The sequence below is a fragment of the Methylobacterium sp. J-026 genome (assembly GCF_022829585.1).
In the GTDB taxonomy this organism is placed as follows: domain Bacteria; phylum Pseudomonadota; class Alphaproteobacteria; order Rhizobiales; family Beijerinckiaceae; genus Methylobacterium.
In genome coordinates, this window is the sequence record NZ_JAKSYC010000241.1 from 17,265 (window position 1) to 33,200 (window position 15,936).

The following is a 15,936-nucleotide window of genomic DNA, read 5'->3' on the forward strand; positions in this document are numbered from 1 at the left end:
GATCAGCGCCGCAGCCCCCCGTCCGCCTCCGGCCCGGCCTCCGGCCGGTCCGCCTCGCCCAGAACCTCGATGGCGTCGGCACCGGCCTCCAGGGTCGGCCCGCGCCGGACGTCCAGGATGCCGCGCACCCGCACGGGCCGGCCTTCGAGCGAGGCCGCACTCAAACCACGGGCGCGCACCATTCGCCAAGTGCGTTTCGATACCGTGACCGTGAGCCCGTCCGCGCCCCGGGGCGCGAAGTCGAGATAGGTCCGGGCGCCGCGCTCGCCGACATGGCGCAGCCGGCCCTCCACCACCGCGAAGTGCCCGGCGAGGGCCCGCAGCGCCGGACCGTCGGTCGCGGCCGGAACCGGCGCGCCCCACAGGCCGAGCCCGTTCCTCCGCGCGGCGGCCTCGACCAGGCGCAGGGCCGGGCGGCAGAGCGAATCGGCCTCGTTCGCGTCCGCGAAGGCGAGGCCCGCGCCGATCAGGCCGCCCGCGAGGTCCGCGTCGCCCTCCGCGCCCTGGATGTCGGCCCGCCTCCGGTCCCAGCGGTCGGGCGGCCCGCGCGGCGTGACCACGAGGGCGGCACCCCGCCGGGCGTCGAGCCAGGCCCGCGCCGCGGCGGCGGTCTCCGGCGCGTCCGGCCACCGCACCGAATCCAGCACGACCCGGGCGCCCGACGCGAGGCGGATCTCGCCCCGGAGCCCGATCCCCTCGAGGATCTCGGCGCGCGCCGGTTCCGCCAGGCACTCCGATGCCCCGGCCCGCGGCGCCGCCCGGGCCGGCAACCCTGCCAGGAATGCCGCCACGAGGGCCGCCATGAGCGCCGCTATGAGCGCCGCCGCCAGCGTTCCCCCGATCCGCCCCGCCGATCCCGCATGTCCGCGCATCGAACACCCCGGGACATCATGCGCCCTGAACGCGCCCTGTCCACCGGGCGTGTTGGCCTGCGGCGGTGAGGATGCTAAGGAGACGGCGGTTGTCTCCGTAGCTCAGCTGGACAGAGCGCAGGTTTCCTAAACAGGCTCAATTGGGCGTCGCGCCGGGAAACCGCGCGGCGGATCCGCTCAAAGTCGGGGAAAGCTTCCGGCGCCGGCGCTTCGTCGTCCGGCACCCTGCCGATCCCGAGCCAAGCCCGCGCGGCGCGTCCGCGTCCCGCGGGAAGGTGTAGAGACTAGACGGGCGGCACCTACCGGCCGGGCGCGAGCCCGGCCCAGGGTGAAGGGATAGTCCAGGCCACGAACGCGGTCCTCGGGGCGCGGCGGCGAAAGCCGAAGTGGTATGAAACCTGGGGTCGCAGGTTCGAGCCCTGCCGGGGACGCCATCATTCGAATCCGGGGATGCCGCAGGTTCCGGCGGCCCGGGCCGATCGTCATCCGCATCGACGGCGTACCGGTGACAAGATCCCTGGTCCGCGCTAAGCTTCGCTGCCGAGAATCAGGGCAGAGGGGGTGGGCGAGCACTTCATGGCGGGTCAGAAAACCGATCAGCGCGACGTTTATGTCGGACAGCGCATTGCCGAGCAGCGGCGGAAGGCATCCCTGACGCAGCGTCGCGTTGCGCAAAGCTTCGGTATGTCTGCGGCTCAGCTCCAGAAATACGAGAAGGGCACCAACCGGATCAGTGCCGTCCATCTCGATATCTTCTCGCGGATGACCGGAGTACCGATGGATTACTTCTTCAAAGGCATGCCGCGCACGGATGACTTCATCGCGCCGGGTTTCGGCGAGCGGGAGCAGGCGTCCCTGTCCGAAGGCGGCCTGAAGGGATTGGCCGAGGTCGTGGGACGCCACATCACGGAGAACTTCACCGAGGAGACCCGCCGCGACGTCGCCGACGCCATCCGGGCGCTGGAGAGCAAGCTCGGCGGGTAAGTGGTCGACCGCAGGGCGGGCGTTTTTCCACTCATATCGTCCGTTATAGCGGATCCGTTCGGCGATCCGGCTTGACCGGGCTCGGACCGGGTGCGAGAACCGCGGCCCCAAGAAGGGTCAAGCGCCGCGATCGCGCCGGCGTGCTCTGCAGCCGAGGGCGTCCGATGCCGCGTTCCAACTACCTGTTCACCAGCGAGTCCGTTTCCGAGGGGCATCCGGACAAGGTCTGCGACAGGATCTCGGATACTGTGGTCGATGCCTATCTCTCGGCGATGCCCGAGGCGCGGCTCGGCGTCGAGACGCTGGCCACCACCAACCGCATCGTGATCGCCGGCGAGGTCCGCGGGCCGGACTCGGTGACCTTCAAGGATCTCGAGGCCCTGACCCGCGAGGCGGTGAAGGATATCGGCTACGAGCAGTCGGGCTTCCACTGGAAGAACAACGACGTCGCCATCCACCTGCACGCCCAGTCGGCCGACATCGCCCAGGGCGTCGACGCCGCCGGCAACAAGGACGAGGGCGCGGGCGACCAGGGCATCATGTTCGGCTACGCCGCCGACGAGACCCCCGAGCTGATGCCGGCGCCGATCTTCTACGCCCACCGGATCCTCAAGGACCTCGCCGACGCCCGCCGCGCCAAGCAGGGCGATGCCGCCAAGCTCGGCCCCGACGCCAAGAGCCAGGTCACGGTCCGCTACGAGAACGGCCGCCCGGTGGAGGTCACGCAGATCGTGCTCTCGACCCAGCACCTCGACGAGTCCCTGGACTCGGCGGACGTGCGCGCCATCGTCGAGCCCTACATCCGCAAGGCCCTCCCGGAGGGCTGGGTGAACGAGGGCACGGCCTGGCACGTCAACCCGACCGGCAAGTTCGTGATCGGCGGTCCGGACGGCGATGCCGGCCTCACCGGCCGCAAGATCATCGTGGACACCTACGGCGGCGCGGCGCCCCATGGCGGCGGCGCCTTCTCGGGCAAGGATCCGACCAAGGTCGACCGCTCGGCCGCCTATGCGGCCCGCTACCTCGCCAAGAACGTCGTGGCCGCCGGGCTCGCCCGTCGCGCGACGATCCAGCTCGCCTACGCGATCGGCGTCTCGAAGCCCCTGTCGATCTACGTGGACCTGCATGGCACCGGCACGGTGGACGAGGCCAAGCTCGAGGCCGTGCTGATGGACGCCATGGACCTGTCGCCCCGCGGCATCCGCACGGCGCTGGCCCTCAACAAGCCGATCTACGCGCGCACCGCGGCCTACGGCCATTTCGGCCGTGCCCCGGAGGCCGATGGCGGCTTCTCCTGGGAGCGCGTCGACCTCGCCGACAAGCTGAAGTCGGCGCTGGCCTGAGCCTCCGCGCCAAGCCCGCCGGACACCCGGCGGCCTTGGCGCGACCGCCGACGCATCCGCCAGCGCACCGTCCCGGATCGGAGACGGTGCGCTGGCGTTTTTCTGAGGGCTGGTTTCATAAGGTCCGGGACCTTTTGCGGGTGCCGGGCAGAGCCCTGCTTCGAGGCCGCGCGCCCCTTTGAAACCCGTCCTGGCCGGGGCCGGACGACGCGTTGGAAACCGATGTCTGACCTGAACGGAGGGCCCGGTCGCGAGGCCGGAGAGCCGGAGCGTGCCTTCTTCGGGCGCCGCAAGGGCAAGCGCCTGCGCGGTCAGCAGGAGCGGCGGCTCGCCGACCTGCTTCCCGCCCTGCGGGTCGACCTGCCGCCGGAGAACGGGCCGCTCGATCCGCGCACGCTGTTCCCGGCCCTCGGCGGCGACCCGGAGGCGGTCTGGCTGGAGATCGGGTTCGGCGGCGGCGAGCACCTCGCCGCGCAGGCCGAAGCCCATCCCGGCATCGGCATCATCGGGGCCGAGCCCTTCGTCAACGGCGTGGTGAAGCTGCTCGCCGCGATCGAGGCGCGGTCCCTGCGCAACGTCCGCATCCGCGATGCGGACGTGACCGCGCTGCTGGCGCGCCTGCCGGATGCCTGCCTGGATCGGGTCTACCTGCTCTATCCCGATCCCTGGCCGAAGCGCCGCCAGCGCAAGCGCCGCTTCGTCTCGGACGGCTCCCTCGCCGAGATCGGCCGTGTCCTGAAGGATGGCGGCCTGTTCCGCTTCGCCAGCGATATCGACGATTATGCCGGCTGGACCCTGGTCCGGGCCGCGCGCTGCCCGGTCCTGACCTGGACGGCGCGGGCTGCGTCGGACTGGACGCGGCCCTTTCCGGGCTGGCCCGGCACCCGCTACGAGGCCAAGGCGCTGGAAGCGGGCCGGCGGCCGACCTACCTGGAATTTGCCCGCCTGCCGCGCGGCTCTCAGGCGCTCGCCGCCGGAGCGGAGACCGGTTCGGCGTAGGCGAGCGCGGAGAATCAAGGACTTAGGGCCGTTCGCGATGGCAACGCGGTCCGGAACGGCTCTGGGGCATCGTCCCGAAAGAGGGCTGCCGGCTATCGGGAAAAAACGAGATCGTTCAAAAAGTTAGCGCGTCGTGCCGGTTCGGATATCCGGTACGATGTGCTAGGAAACGGCCTGGCGTGCGGTCACGCACCGAACCACCTTCCGCGGCGGCGGGCCCGCGGGGATCGCGCGCCGCATTCCCGGAGGACACCTTGCCACGGCCAGGCTCGGGCGCCATCCTGAAGTGCGGTCGCGGCTCGCGCCAGGCGCGGGGCCTTCCCCCTGCGGGAGCGCGCCAGGGCGCGGTCGAGGATTCGTTCAAGTGAGTGAGCGGGTGGGGCAGGGCTCGGCGGCGGACGACCCGTATCGCATCGGCTTCGAGGAGGCCGCGATCGGCCTCCTCGTGCTGTCGGCGGACGAGACCGTGATCGTCGCCGCCAACCGGACGCTGCACGACCTGGTCGGCTGGGCGCCGGGCACGCTGCCCGGGCAGTCGGCCGCCGCGCTGCTCGGGGAAGGGTCGGGAACCGAGGGGCCCGGGAGTCTTCGGGCCGGCCTCCAGTACTGGCGGCGCGCGGATGACAGCCCCCTCGACGTGCGGGTGCGCCGCACCGGCCATACCCTCGTGGTCGAGGCCGTCGACGTGGACGTGGCCGCCCATTCCGAGGCGAACCGCGAGGCACTGGCCGCGGCCGGCCTCGGGGAATGGCGCTGGGAGCGGGCGACGGGCCTGCTCACCCTGTCGCGCCGGGCCGCGCGGATCCTGGGCCGCCCGCCGGGCCGCTCCGTGTCGTGGGACGCGCTGAAGACCGGCCTGTCCGAGACGGAACTGGTCCGCCTGAGCGCGATCATCGCGGAGGCGAGCGCGGCCGGCGAGCCTTACCAGTTCGACACCCCCACGACGGTGGCGGGGCGCACGGTGATCCTGCGGGTCCGCGGGCAGGCCGTGCCGGGCCCCGACGGCACGCCCGCCAGCATGGTCGGGATCATCCAGGACATCACCACCCGGGTCGAGGCCCGGGACGAGATCCTGTCCCGCGACCAGCGCCTGAGGGTCGCGACCACGATCGCCAAGCTCGGGATCTTCGAGTGGCACATGCTCGAGGATCAGGCGATCTGGGAGAACGAGCACATGTACGAGATCTTCGGGCATGCGCCCGAGGACGGCACCATCGGCAAGGCCGAGTTCCTCAACGACATCCTCCATCCGGAGGACCGCCCGGCGGTGCGCAAGGCGATCTCCCGGGCCCTGCGGGAGGACGGGATCCTGCAGATCGGCGGCCGCATCCGGCGCAAGTCGGACGGCGTGTGGCGCACGATCGACATGGCCGGCCGGTTCGAGCGCGACGCCCCCGGCCGGCTGCCGCGGCGCCTGATCGGCGTGGTCGCCGACGTGACCGACCGGCGCATCGCCGAGGAACGCCAGAGCCTGCTGATCCGCGAACTGCACCACCGGGTGAAGAACACCCTGGCCACCGTCCAGGCCATCGTCGGCTCCACGGCGCGGACGGCGTCGAGCATCGAGAGCTTCTACGAGGCCTTCGTCGGGCGCATCAAATCGCTGGCCCACACCCATTCGGTGCTCACCGAGGACACGTGGCAGACGGCGTCCCTGGCCAACCTCCTGCTCAACGAGCTGAAGCCCTACGCCGAAGTGGCGCAGGAGGACGGCGCCGAGGGCCGCATCAGCCTCGAAGGACCGGCGATCGACCTGCCCTCCGAGGTCGCCGTGCCGATCGGGATGGCGATCCACGAACTGACCACCAACGCCGCCAAGTACGGGGCGCTCTCCAACCGCACCGGGCGGGTCGCTGTGGAATGGTCGCTGGAGCCCGGCGGCCCGGCCGGCATCCTGCGCTTCTCCTGGCGGGAGACCGGCGGTCCCCGGGTCGCGCCGCCGAGCCGCCAGGGCTTCGGGTCGCGCCTGCTGCAGCGGGTGCTGATCACGCAGGTCCAGGCCGAGGTGGTGACCGACTATGCCCCCGGCGGCTTCTCCCTGACCATGCGCGCCCCGATCCCGCCGCGCAACGACAGCCTCAACCCGTTGGTGTGACCCGCCCGCGGCGGCCCCTCAGGCCGCGCCCCGCGTCCCGGACTCGCCGCCATTGTCCACGAAGGCCTTCAGCTCATCGAGGGACGCGAAGGTGAAACGGCCCTGCGGCGTCTCCGCCTCGATCGATCCGTTCTCGAACATCACGTAGGTGTTGCCGCCGGAGGCGTAGCGCCCGACCACGGTGCGCGCGTCCGGCTTCGGGGCGGGCGGCGCGGGTTCGGGCACCGTGTCGAGGCTCGGACGCAGGGACGGCTCCGGTTCGGCAGGAGCCTCGGGCGCGGCGAACAGGTCGTCCTCGGGGGCGGTCACGGGCGCGGGCGGGGGCGTCTCGGATCTGGACACGTCTGGCCTGGGCACATCCGGCCTGGGCACGTCCGGCTTGAGCCCATCGAGCTTGAGCCCGTCAGGCTTGGGCTGGAGGATCGGCGCCCGCGCCAGGGATGGCGGCGCGGCGGGCATCGGCTCGGCCCGGGTCGGCGGCTCGATCGGCGGCGGGGCCGGTGCGGGCTCCGCGTCCGTCCGGACGTCCAGACTCGGCGCGATCCGGGAACGTTCCGGATCGAAGGGCGGCTCGACCACCGACGGCACGATGAAGGCCGGGGCGGTGGGCATGAGCGGCGGCGGCCGGATCCGGCCCTCCTCGGTGGAGGCGGCGGCGGTGTCCCGCACCCCGGATGCCGGGGCCTGCTCGATCGCCCGCGCGACGCGCCGGAAGGCGAGGGCGAGCACGCCGAGCCCCAGCAGGACGGCCCCCGACGAGGCCGCCACCGAGCCCGCGATCACCATCGCGAGGCCGCTCTCCAGACGCACATAGGGGAAGCCCTGGATCACGGCGGCGCAGCCGCCGATGATCATGGCGGCGGCGAGCGCGAACAGCGCAGCGATCATGATACTCTCTGGCACGTGCCGGCTCCCAGCCGGCGCTCAAGGCGTGGCCTACAGTAAGGCCTGGCCGTCATATTGCAAAACCATACGGCGATGTCCCCCGGGATACCGGACTCCGCCGCCGCCCGGCGGTCCGCGATCCCGGAACTTCGCGCCCGCACGACCGCGCCCGGCGTTGCCCTCGCGCGGCCCCCGACTTACCTAGCGGTCTCTCGACTCGGGCGCCCCCGCCGGGACCGAGGCTGCCCCCTGCCAAGCGGAGACAGACGCGATGACCTTCACCCTGCCGGAACTGCCCTACGCCTACGACGCGCTCGGGCCGTACATGTCGAAGGAAACCCTCGAGTTCCACCACGACAAGCACCACAAGGCCTATGTCGACACGGGCAACAAGCTGCTCGAGGGCACCGATCTCCAGGGCAAGAGCGTCGAGGAGATCGTCAAGGCCGCCTACAACACCAATCAGCCGCTCTTCAACAATGCCGGCCAGCACTACAACCACATCCACTTCTGGCAGTGGATGAAGCCCAACGGCGGCGGCGCCATCCCGGGCGCGCTCGCCAAGAAGATCGACGAGGATCTGGGCGGTGCGGAGAAGTTCAAGGCGGACTTCATCCAGGCGGGCATCGGCCAGTTCGGCTCGGGCTGGGCGTGGCTCGCCGTCAAGGACGGCAAGCTCGCGATCATGAAGACCCCCAACGGCGAGAACCCGCTGGTCCACGGCGCCAAGCCGATCCTCGGCGTCGACGTATGGGAGCACTCCTACTACATCGACTACCGCAACCGCCGGCCCGACTATCTCAAGGCGTTCATCGAGAACCTCGTGAACTGGGAGCACGTGGAGAAGATGTACGCCGAGGCGCACGCCTGAGGCGGCTTGGAGCCGTGCCCGATCGCGTCGCAATCGTGCGCGGCTCCAAGCCCTTGGTGTGACGCGCTCTCGTGCGCCGAACCGGTATCCACTTCGGCGGAGAGCGCTTGAGCGGCTGCCGTGGGCCCTGTGTCCGCGGCACCCTTGAGGTGACGGATGAAACCGGCTCTTGATGCGCCCGACGCCGGATGACCCGGTGAAAAAAGGTTCGGCCATTCCTTTGTTGCGCGACGCTTCCGGCTTCACCCCCTCCCCCCTTTGCGGGGGGAGGGAGAGGCACGGAGCCGGTCACTCCTATTCTTCAACGTCGGGTGCTTCCGGCAGTCTGCTACGGCAGCCGTCCCGGCGGCATCCCCGCCCATGATCCGCTCCATCCTCTCGGTCGGCGGCTGGACCCTGGTCTCGCGCGTCACCGGCTTCGCCCGCGACGTGGTGATGGCCGCCGTGATGGGCGCCGGCCCGATGACCGACGCCTTCGTGGTGGCGTTCCGGCTGCCCAATCATTTCCGCGCGATCTTCAGCGAGGGGGCGTTCAACACCGCCTTCGTGCCGGCCTATGCCGGGCTCGCGGAGGCGGGCGCCCCGGGGGAAGCGCATCGCTTCGCCGACCGGGTCTTCACCCTGATGCTGATCGTGCAGCTCGTGCTGCTGAACCTCGCCCTGCCGGCGATGCCCTGGGTGGTGCGCGCCCTGGCGCCGGGCTTCGCGGAGGACGGCGCGCGCTTCCAGCTCGCGGTGGCGCTGACCCGCATCACCTTCCCGTACCTGCTGTTCATGACCCTGGTGACGCTGCTGTCGGGCATCCTCAACGCCCACCGGCATTTCGCCGTGGCGGCCGGGGCGCCGATCCTGCTCAACCTCGCCATGCTGGCCGCCCTGGGGTTGAGCGCTTTGTTCCCGAACGCCGCCTACGCGGCCGCCTGGGGCGTCGCCGTCTCGGGGGTGCTCCAGTTCGGCCTGCTCTGGTGGGGCTGCCGCCGGGCCCGGGTGATGCCCGACCTCGCGGTGCCGCGGGCCGATCCGGCGCTGAAGCGGTTCTTCGCGGTGCTCGGGCCGGCGGTGATCGGCTCCGCCGGCTTCCAGATCGCGGCCTTCGCCGACACGATCATCGCCAGCTGGCTGCCCACCGGGGCGGTCTCGGCGCTCTACTACGCCGACCGGCTCTACCAGCTCCCCTTCGGGGTCATCGCCATCGCGGCCGGCACCGTGCTCCTGCCCGAGATGAGCCGGCGGATCGCCGCCGGGGACGTCGCCGGCGCCCACGCGGCCCAGAACCGGGCGGCGGGGTTCTCCCTGGCCCTGTCGGCGCCGTTCACCGTGGCGTTCCTGACCATCCCGGGCCTGATCATGGCGGCCCTGTTCCAGCGCGGCGCCTTCAGCGCGGAGGATGCCGCCCGGGCCGCCGCGGTGCTCGCCGCCTACGGCTTCGCGCTGCCGGCCGTGGTGCTGGTGCGCAGCGCGGTGGCGAGCTTCTACGCCCGGCAGGACACCAAGACCCCGCTCTGGGCCTCGCTCACGGCGATCCTGGTCAACGTCGCCCTGAAGCTCTGGCTCACCGGCCCCTACGGCGTCACCGGGCTGGCGCTGGCCACCGCGGTCAGCCAATGGGTGAACCTGGTGCTGCTCCTCGTCCTGGCCAGGCGCCGGAACTGGACGGCGCCGGGGCGGACCCTGGGCCTCACCGTCGCCGGGGTCGCGCTCGCCTGCCTGGGCCTGGCGGCCGTCGCGGTCTATGGCGAAGGGCTCGCCCAGACGCTGGTGCCGGCCCTGCCGCACGGGCGTGAGCTCGCCGTCCTGGCGCTGCTGGGGCTGGCCGGGGCCGTCGTCTATGGCGGGCTGCTGGCGGGCCTGCTGCACCTGTTCGGCCTGCGCCTGCGCCGGGCCTGAGCGGACCGCGTCGGGCTCGCCATCGGGCGTCCCGGCCCCAGATCGGGAAAGAGCACCCAGTGAGGACCGCCATGACCGACGCCAAGGACCTGCTCGCGGGCGTGAAGGCCGTCCTGTTCGACGCCTACGGCACGCTGTTCGACGTCAACGCCGCGGTCCAGCGCTACGCCGCCGCGGTGGGACCGGACGCGGCCCACCTCTCCGAGGTCTGGCGCAACAAGCAGCTCGAATACAGCTGGACCCTGTCGCTCATGGGCCGCTACGCGGCCTTCTGGGACCTGACCGTACAGGCCCTCGACCATGCCCTGGCGCTCCATCCCGGGGTCGATCCCGGCCTGCGCGAGCGGCTGCTCGACGCCTACCGCGACCTCGACGCCTATCCGGAGGTGCCGGGCGTCCTGGCGGCCCTGCGCAAGCGCGGGATCCGTACCGCGATCCTCACCAACGGCAACGCCGCGATGGTCGACCGGGCCGTTGCCTCGGCGGGGCTCGCCGACCACCTCGACGCGGTCCTGTCGGTGGACGACGCGCAGGTGTTCAAGACCCATCCCGACGCCTACCGCAGCGCCCTGACGCGCATGGCGGTCGGGGAGGGCGACGTCCTGTTCTGCTCCTCGAACCGGTGGGATGTGGCCGGGGCCCGCGCCTTCGGATTCCGGACGGCCTGGATCAACCGCAAGGGGCTGCCGGACGAGTACGCCGATCTCGCGCCGGCCGTCGTGGTCGAGAGCCTCGACGGGCTGCTCTGACTCCGTCCGGCCGGACCGATCCGTTTCCCTGGCACACGATCGAATTGGGCCGCTTCGGGGATTTTTAATCCTCCCGGTGTTGGATCATCCCCAACACGAACGGGAGATGTTGCGCGTGTCCTTCAACGGTTCCTTCACGATGATCCGCGCCGGGGCCGCCGCCCTTGCCGCGACCCTGGTTCTCGGGGCCGTCGCCCCGGCCACCGCCCGCGACCAGACCGGCGCCATCGTCGGCGGCCTCGCGGCCGGCGTGGTCGGCGGCGTGGTCGGGAGCGCCCTCATCAATGGCGCGAACCCGCCCCCGCCGCCGCCGGAGTACCGCCCGCGCCGCGTCGTGGTCGAGGAGCCCGAGCCCGTCGTGATCCGCGAGCGCCGCGGCCCGATCTGCCACTACGAGCGCCGCAAGGAATGGCTCGGCGACGGCGAGTTCACCTATCGCCGCGTCGAGGTCTGCGAGTAGGTCCCGCCGACCCGGCGTCCTGTCTCTTGCGCAGGGCTGTGGCGGTCACAGATCGCTTCCGGATGCGGGCAACGGCCAGCCCCGGGAGCGTCTCCCTCGCTGAGCTACGGGCGACACAGGTTTGAGGCACCGGCCCTGTTGCAGGCCGCGACCGGTCCCCTCTCCCGCTCCTGAGAGGGGACCTGCGCCTTCTGCGCCCATGGCATGATCACGGCGACGGTCGAACCCTGTGTCGTCCGTCGCCCGCAGGCGGGAGGGCCGTGCGCTTCCGCGCGTCAGGCCGCGGCCTGGCCCTCGGTCCGGTGATCCGCCCCGAGGTAATCCTGCACCGGCTGGGCCGGGCCGCCGCGCATCAGCACGTAGAGGAACGGCACCAGCAGCAGGGTCGCCGGGGTGGCGAAGGCGATGCCGCCCATCACGGCCCGGGCCAGCGCGGCGTTCTGCTCGCCGCCCTCTCCGGTACCGAGCGCCATCGGGATCAATCCCAAGAACATCGCCGAGGCGGTCATCAGCACCGGCCGCAGCCGGGTCTCGCCCGCGGTGATCGCCGCCTCCAGGGCGCTGCAGCCCGTGGCCTCCCGGTGCTCCTTGGCGAAGGTGACGAGCAGGATCGAGTTCGCCGAGGCGATGCCCACCGACATGATCGCCCCGAAGATCGACGGGATCGAGAAGGCGGTGCCGGTGACGAACAGCGCGAAGGTGATGCCGCAGAACGCCATCGGCAGGGCGGCGATGACCACGAACGGGTCACCCCAGGTCTGATAGTTCACCGCCATCAGCAGGTAGACGGCGATCAGCGCGACGCCGAGGCCGAGCTCGAGGCGGAAGAAGGCCGAGCGCATGTTCTCGATCTGGCCGCGGACCGCGATCCTGTCGGGCGCCTCCAGATTTTTCTGCTCGTCCTGGACGACCGCATCGATGTCGCGGGCGACCGAGCCGAGGTCGCGATCCTGGACCGCCGCGTAGATGTCGAAGGTCGGCTGGATGTTGACGTGGCTGATCATGGTCTGCGTCGGCGTCCGGCGCAGGTCCGCGAGGCTGGAGAGCAGCGTCAGCACCCCCGGACCCGAGCTCGAAGTCGCGGCGGCGCGCACGAACATCGGCGTGTTGCGCAGGTCGGTGAGCGAGGCGTTGCGGTATTCGGGCGTCTGCACCCAGAGCTGATACGGGATGCCGGTCTTGGGATCGGGCCAGAAGTTCGGCGTCACCTGGTAGCTGCCCGACAGGGAGATGTTCATGTTCTGCGCCACCTGCTGCTCGGTGAGCCCGAGTTCGGAGGCGAGGCGCCGGTCGACGTCGACGTAGAATTGCGGCTCGTTGACGATCTGCTGCAGATGGACGTCGACGAGGCCCTTGGTGTGCTTCAGCCGCTGGACGATGCGCTGGGCGACCTCCAGGTCCTTCTCCGGGTGCCGGCCGGAGACCTGCACGTCGATCGGGGTGATGACGCCGAAGTTCAGGATCTGGGTGATCATGTCGGCCGGCTGGAAATAGACGGTCACGTCGGGGAAGCGCTTCATCAGCACCTCGCGCAGGCGCTTCGTGTAGCCCGCCACCGAGCCGTGGCCCTCCTTCAGGCTGACCAGCATCTGCCCGTCGTTGTAGGACACGAACGAACCGTCCGAGAAGGCGAAGTTGTAGTTGTTCGACGGCAGGCCGATGTTCTGGAGGATCTGATCGATCTCGTCCGGCGGGATCACCGCCCGGACCGTGTCCTCGACCTGGGCGAAGACCTGCCGGGTGGTCTCGATGCGCATGCCGGTGCGCGTGCGCAGATGCATGGTCATCTGGCTCGCCTCGATCTGCGGGAAGTAATCCTGCCCGACGAAGACGAACAAAGCCCCGGTCATCGCCAGCACGACGCCGACGACGCCCAGCGTGACGATCCGGTGGCCCAGCACCGCGTGCAGCAGGCCGACATAGCCCCGGTGGAACCGCGTGAAGCCGCGCTCGAAGCCGGCATGGATGCCGCCGAACAGCCGCATCAGCGGGGCGCCGACGAGGCCGACGGCCCAGGCGATGCGGCCGCGCCGGGCCGGCGCCTCCCGGTTCTCGTCCCGGTCCTTGTCCCGGTCCTTGGCGTGGTTCTGGCGGTATTCCGGCGCCACGATCACGTCGATCATGAGCGGCACCAGGGTCCGCGACAGCAGGTAGGAGGTCAGCATCGCGAACACCACCGCGAGCGCCTGCGGGGTGAACAGGTATTTCGGCGTGTCGGTGAGGGCGAAGACCGCCGTGAAGGCCGCGCAGATCGACAGGGTCGAGATCAGCGCCGGCTTGGCGATGCCGGCGGCGCCGTGGACCACGCTCTCGCGGAACTCCTCACCCTCCTCGAACAGCCGGTAGGTGTTCTCGATCGCCACCGTGGCGTCGTCCACCAGGATGCCGACCGCGAGCGCGAGCCCGCCCAGGGTCATCACGTTGATGGTCTCGCCGAGGGCGGCCAGCACGGCCAGCGAGGTCATCACGCAGAGCGGGATCGAGATCAGCACGATGATCGTCGAGCGCCAGGAGCCGAGGAACAGCAGGATCGCGAGCCCCGTCAGGGCGGCTGCGGTCAGGGCCTCGTGGAGCACGCCCTCGATGGCGTTCGAGACGAAGACCGACTGGTCGAACAGCTGCTTGACCGAGAGCCCCTCGGGCGCGGCCGCCCGGATCGTCGGCATCGCCGCCTTGACGTTGTTGACGACGTTGAGCGTCGAGGCGTTGCCGTTCTTGATCACCTGCATCAGCACGGCCTGCTGGCCGTCGGCGCTGACCACGTTGACCTGCGGCGGCCCGCCGTCGCGGACGTAGGCGACGTCGCGCATCAGCACGGGCTGGCCGGCCACCACCTTGATCGGCGCGAGGTTGAGGGTCTCGATCGAGGGCGGGGTGGCGTTGAGCTGGACCGGATATTGCTGCTCGCCGATCTTGGTGAGCCCCGACGGGACCGTCAGGTTCTGGGCCGTCATGGCGTTGGTGACGTCGAGCGGCGTCAGGCCGAGCGCCTGGAGGGCGTTGAGGTCGAGATCGACCATGATCTGCCGCGGCGCTCCACCGAACGGCGACGGCAGGGTCGAGCCCGGGACCTGCGCGAGGGTCTGGCGGATCCGGTACTGGGCGTAGTCGTAGACCTCGTTCAGGCTCTGCTTGGCCGAGGTCAAGGCGAGCTGGATCACCGGCACCGAGGAGGCGGAGTAGCGCACGATCACCGGCGGCTGGGTGCCGGTGGGCATCACCGCGCGGATCGAGTTGGTCGAGGAGACCACCTGGGCGATGGCGAGATCGATGCTGACCGAGGGGTCGAAGTAGATCCGCTGCACCGCCGTGCCCTGGAGCGTCGTCGACTCCATGCGGCGGATGTTGTTGACGTTGTTGGAGATGCCGTACTCGGCATAGGTGGTGATGCGCTGTTCCATCTCCGGCGCGGACAGGCCGGTATAGGTCCAGACCACCACGACGACCGGGATATCGACGACCGGCAGCACGTCCTTGGGCGTGACGAGGATCGCGCCGACGCCGCCGAGCATCATCAGCACCGCGAGCACGTAGGTCGTGATCCGGAACTTGAGGGCGTAGAGGACGAGGCCCATGCGGTCTCCGCCGGCCGGCACCGGGCCGGATTCTTCGCATCGCGTGCCGGTACATCGGACACCCGAATTGATTCGCTATCATGTCCGGCCAGGCAAAAAGCGTGCGGCTTCGCCGCAGGGGTGCCTTCCGCATCCGCCCCGCGACCGGGCCCAGCCTAGGCCGCGGAGCGACGCTCCGGCGCCTTCACGGCCCGGCAGATCGCCGTCAGCGCCGATCGGACGGGCCGTCGAGCCCCGGCGCCCGGATCGGGTCCCGCGCCGCCACCGGCACGATCTTGCGGGCCAGGACGCCGGCGAGCGCGTCCGGTGCTTGCGTGCGCGATCGACCAGCGTCGGGCCGAAGGCGATCTCGCCCCTCCGACGAACCGAAACGGCTCACCCGCGCCTGGAAGCCTTCACCGCAGCAGCGCGGACTTGTCGACGTGCAGGGCGGCGGCGATCTCGTCGAGCGACGTGTGCTCGACTGTGCTGATCCCGTCGATATCGGCCACGTCGGCGCCGATCAGGAACACGTCCTGGCGCTGCTCGATCGGCCGCTCGGCGATGGCGGCCACGAGGCGCAGGTTCTCGAGCCGGCCGGCCCGGGTCTTGGCCCGGGCGATCGCCTCGTAGAGTTCCTGCTCGACCCGCAGGGTGTCGTAGGATTTCTCGAGGATCGGGTTGGCGCGGATCCCGGTGATCGCCGACTCGATCTCCTCCTCGGCCACGTCCCCGTCCGCCACGATGACGTTGGCCGCGGAGGAGACCGCGGCCTGCAGGAAGACCGCGTCGCCCGCATACGACATGATCGTGCGGCCGAACCGAAGGATGGCGTCCTGGAAAATGCTCATGCCGACCTCCCGTGGGACCGGAGATGGCGGATATTGTGGCCGCCGAGTCAAGCTCCGGCCGAGCTTGTCCCGGGGATGGGCGCCTCAGATGGCGGGCTCGTGGCCGGGCCAGTCCCGCCCGAGATGGGCCGCCACGCGGGCCGGACCGTCGCCCACCGCCGCCACCGCGGCCTCGACCCGCTCCACCGGCACCATGAACCGGCGCGCCCAATAGGCCCGCTCCCAGGCATGGGCGACGTTCACGGCCCGGGGCTCCGTCTGATCCTGTGCACGCTCGTCGGTCATCGGCCCTTCCGCGTCTCGCGAGGGCCGGCCGGCCCTCCGGCGTGGAGAACGCCGGCCGGGCCGGATCGGGTCCGACGACGGCAGACGCGCGTGTTTCGACC

The 15,936-nt window shown here is 70.8% G+C and carries 13 protein-coding genes and 1 tRNA gene; 9 read left to right on the top strand and 5 right to left on the bottom strand.

The window, feature by feature from the left end:
• Positions 1 to 2: 2 nt before the first annotated feature.
• Positions 3 to 872: a pentapeptide repeat-containing protein gene (locus tag MKK69_RS20990; protein WP_243971084.1), complete on the bottom strand. Its 870-nt coding sequence runs from the start codon at positions 870 to 872 to the stop codon at positions 3 to 5.
• A 357-nt stretch (positions 873 to 1,229) separates the two neighbouring features.
• On the opposite strand from MKK69_RS20990, the gene MKK69_RS20995 reads away from it, so the two are divergent.
• From MKK69_RS20995 to MKK69_RS21015, 5 genes are all read left to right on the top strand, one after another.
• A tRNA-OTHER gene (locus MKK69_RS20995) sits at positions 1,230 to 1,306 on the top strand.
• A 142-nt stretch (positions 1,307 to 1,448) separates the two neighbouring features.
• Positions 1,449 to 1,856, top strand: a complete 408-nt coding sequence (locus MKK69_RS21000) for a helix-turn-helix domain-containing protein (protein ID WP_243971253.1) — start codon at positions 1,449 to 1,451, stop codon at positions 1,854 to 1,856.
• A gap of 164 nt (positions 1,857 to 2,020) precedes the next feature.
• Complete coding sequence (metK, locus tag MKK69_RS21005) at positions 2,021 to 3,199, top strand: methionine adenosyltransferase (RefSeq protein WP_243971086.1); 1,179 nt, start codon at positions 2,021 to 2,023, stop codon at positions 3,197 to 3,199.
• Between the two features lie 222 nt (positions 3,200 to 3,421).
• Positions 3,422 to 4,198 carry a tRNA (guanine(46)-N(7))-methyltransferase TrmB gene (locus tag MKK69_RS21010; RefSeq protein ID WP_243971088.1) on the top strand — a complete coding sequence of 259 codons (777 nt, stop codon included), beginning with the start codon at positions 3,422 to 3,424 and terminating at the stop codon, positions 4,196 to 4,198.
• Between the two features lie 364 nt (positions 4,199 to 4,562).
• Complete coding sequence (locus MKK69_RS21015) at positions 4,563 to 6,293, top strand: sensor histidine kinase (protein ID WP_243971090.1); 1,731 nt, start codon at positions 4,563 to 4,565, stop codon at positions 6,291 to 6,293.
• An 18-nt stretch (positions 6,294 to 6,311) separates the two neighbouring features.
• Here the strand turns inward: MKK69_RS21015 and MKK69_RS21020 are convergent, their stop codons facing one another.
• Positions 6,312 to 7,181 carry a hypothetical protein gene (locus MKK69_RS21020; RefSeq protein WP_243971092.1) on the bottom strand — a complete coding sequence of 290 codons (870 nt, stop codon included), beginning with the start codon at positions 7,179 to 7,181 and terminating at the stop codon, positions 6,312 to 6,314.
• 268 nt (positions 7,182 to 7,449) lie between these two features.
• Between MKK69_RS21020 and MKK69_RS21025 the strand changes: the two genes are divergently transcribed.
• The 4 genes from MKK69_RS21025 to MKK69_RS21040 all read left to right on the top strand — a co-directional run bounded on the left by MKK69_RS21025 (position 7,450) and on the right by MKK69_RS21040 (position 11,145).
• Positions 7,450 to 8,049, top strand: a complete 600-nt coding sequence (locus MKK69_RS21025) for a superoxide dismutase (protein ID WP_243971094.1) — start codon at positions 7,450 to 7,452, stop codon at positions 8,047 to 8,049.
• Positions 8,050 to 8,409: 360 nt separating this feature from the next.
• Positions 8,410 to 9,936: a murein biosynthesis integral membrane protein MurJ gene (gene murJ / locus MKK69_RS21030; protein WP_243971096.1), complete on the top strand. Its 1,527-nt coding sequence runs from the start codon at positions 8,410 to 8,412 to the stop codon at positions 9,934 to 9,936.
• Positions 9,937 to 10,007: 71 nt separating this feature from the next.
• Complete coding sequence (locus tag MKK69_RS21035; RefSeq protein ID WP_243971098.1) at positions 10,008 to 10,685, top strand: haloacid dehalogenase type II; 678 nt, start codon at positions 10,008 to 10,010, stop codon at positions 10,683 to 10,685.
• Between the two features lie 106 nt (positions 10,686 to 10,791).
• On the top strand, positions 10,792 to 11,145 hold the full coding sequence (locus MKK69_RS21040) for a hypothetical protein (RefSeq protein ID WP_409564856.1): 354 nt from the start codon (positions 10,792 to 10,794) through the stop codon (positions 11,143 to 11,145).
• Between the two features lie 275 nt (positions 11,146 to 11,420).
• Here MKK69_RS21040 and MKK69_RS21045 read toward each other — a convergent pair whose 3' ends face one another.
• The 3 genes from MKK69_RS21045 to MKK69_RS21055 form a co-directional block, all read right to left on the bottom strand.
• Positions 11,421 to 14,720, bottom strand: coding sequence for an efflux RND transporter permease subunit (locus MKK69_RS21045; protein ID WP_243971100.1), 3,300 nt, complete (start codon positions 14,718 to 14,720; stop codon positions 11,421 to 11,423).
• Positions 14,721 to 15,115: 395 nt separating this feature from the next.
• Positions 15,116 to 15,550: a tellurite resistance TerB family protein gene (locus tag MKK69_RS21050; protein WP_243971102.1), complete on the bottom strand. Its 435-nt coding sequence runs from the start codon at positions 15,548 to 15,550 to the stop codon at positions 15,116 to 15,118.
• An 84-nt stretch (positions 15,551 to 15,634) separates the two neighbouring features.
• Positions 15,635 to 15,835: a DUF3606 domain-containing protein gene (locus tag MKK69_RS21055; RefSeq protein ID WP_243971104.1), complete on the bottom strand. Its 201-nt coding sequence runs from the start codon at positions 15,833 to 15,835 to the stop codon at positions 15,635 to 15,637.
• Positions 15,836 to 15,936 lie beyond the last annotated feature (101 nt).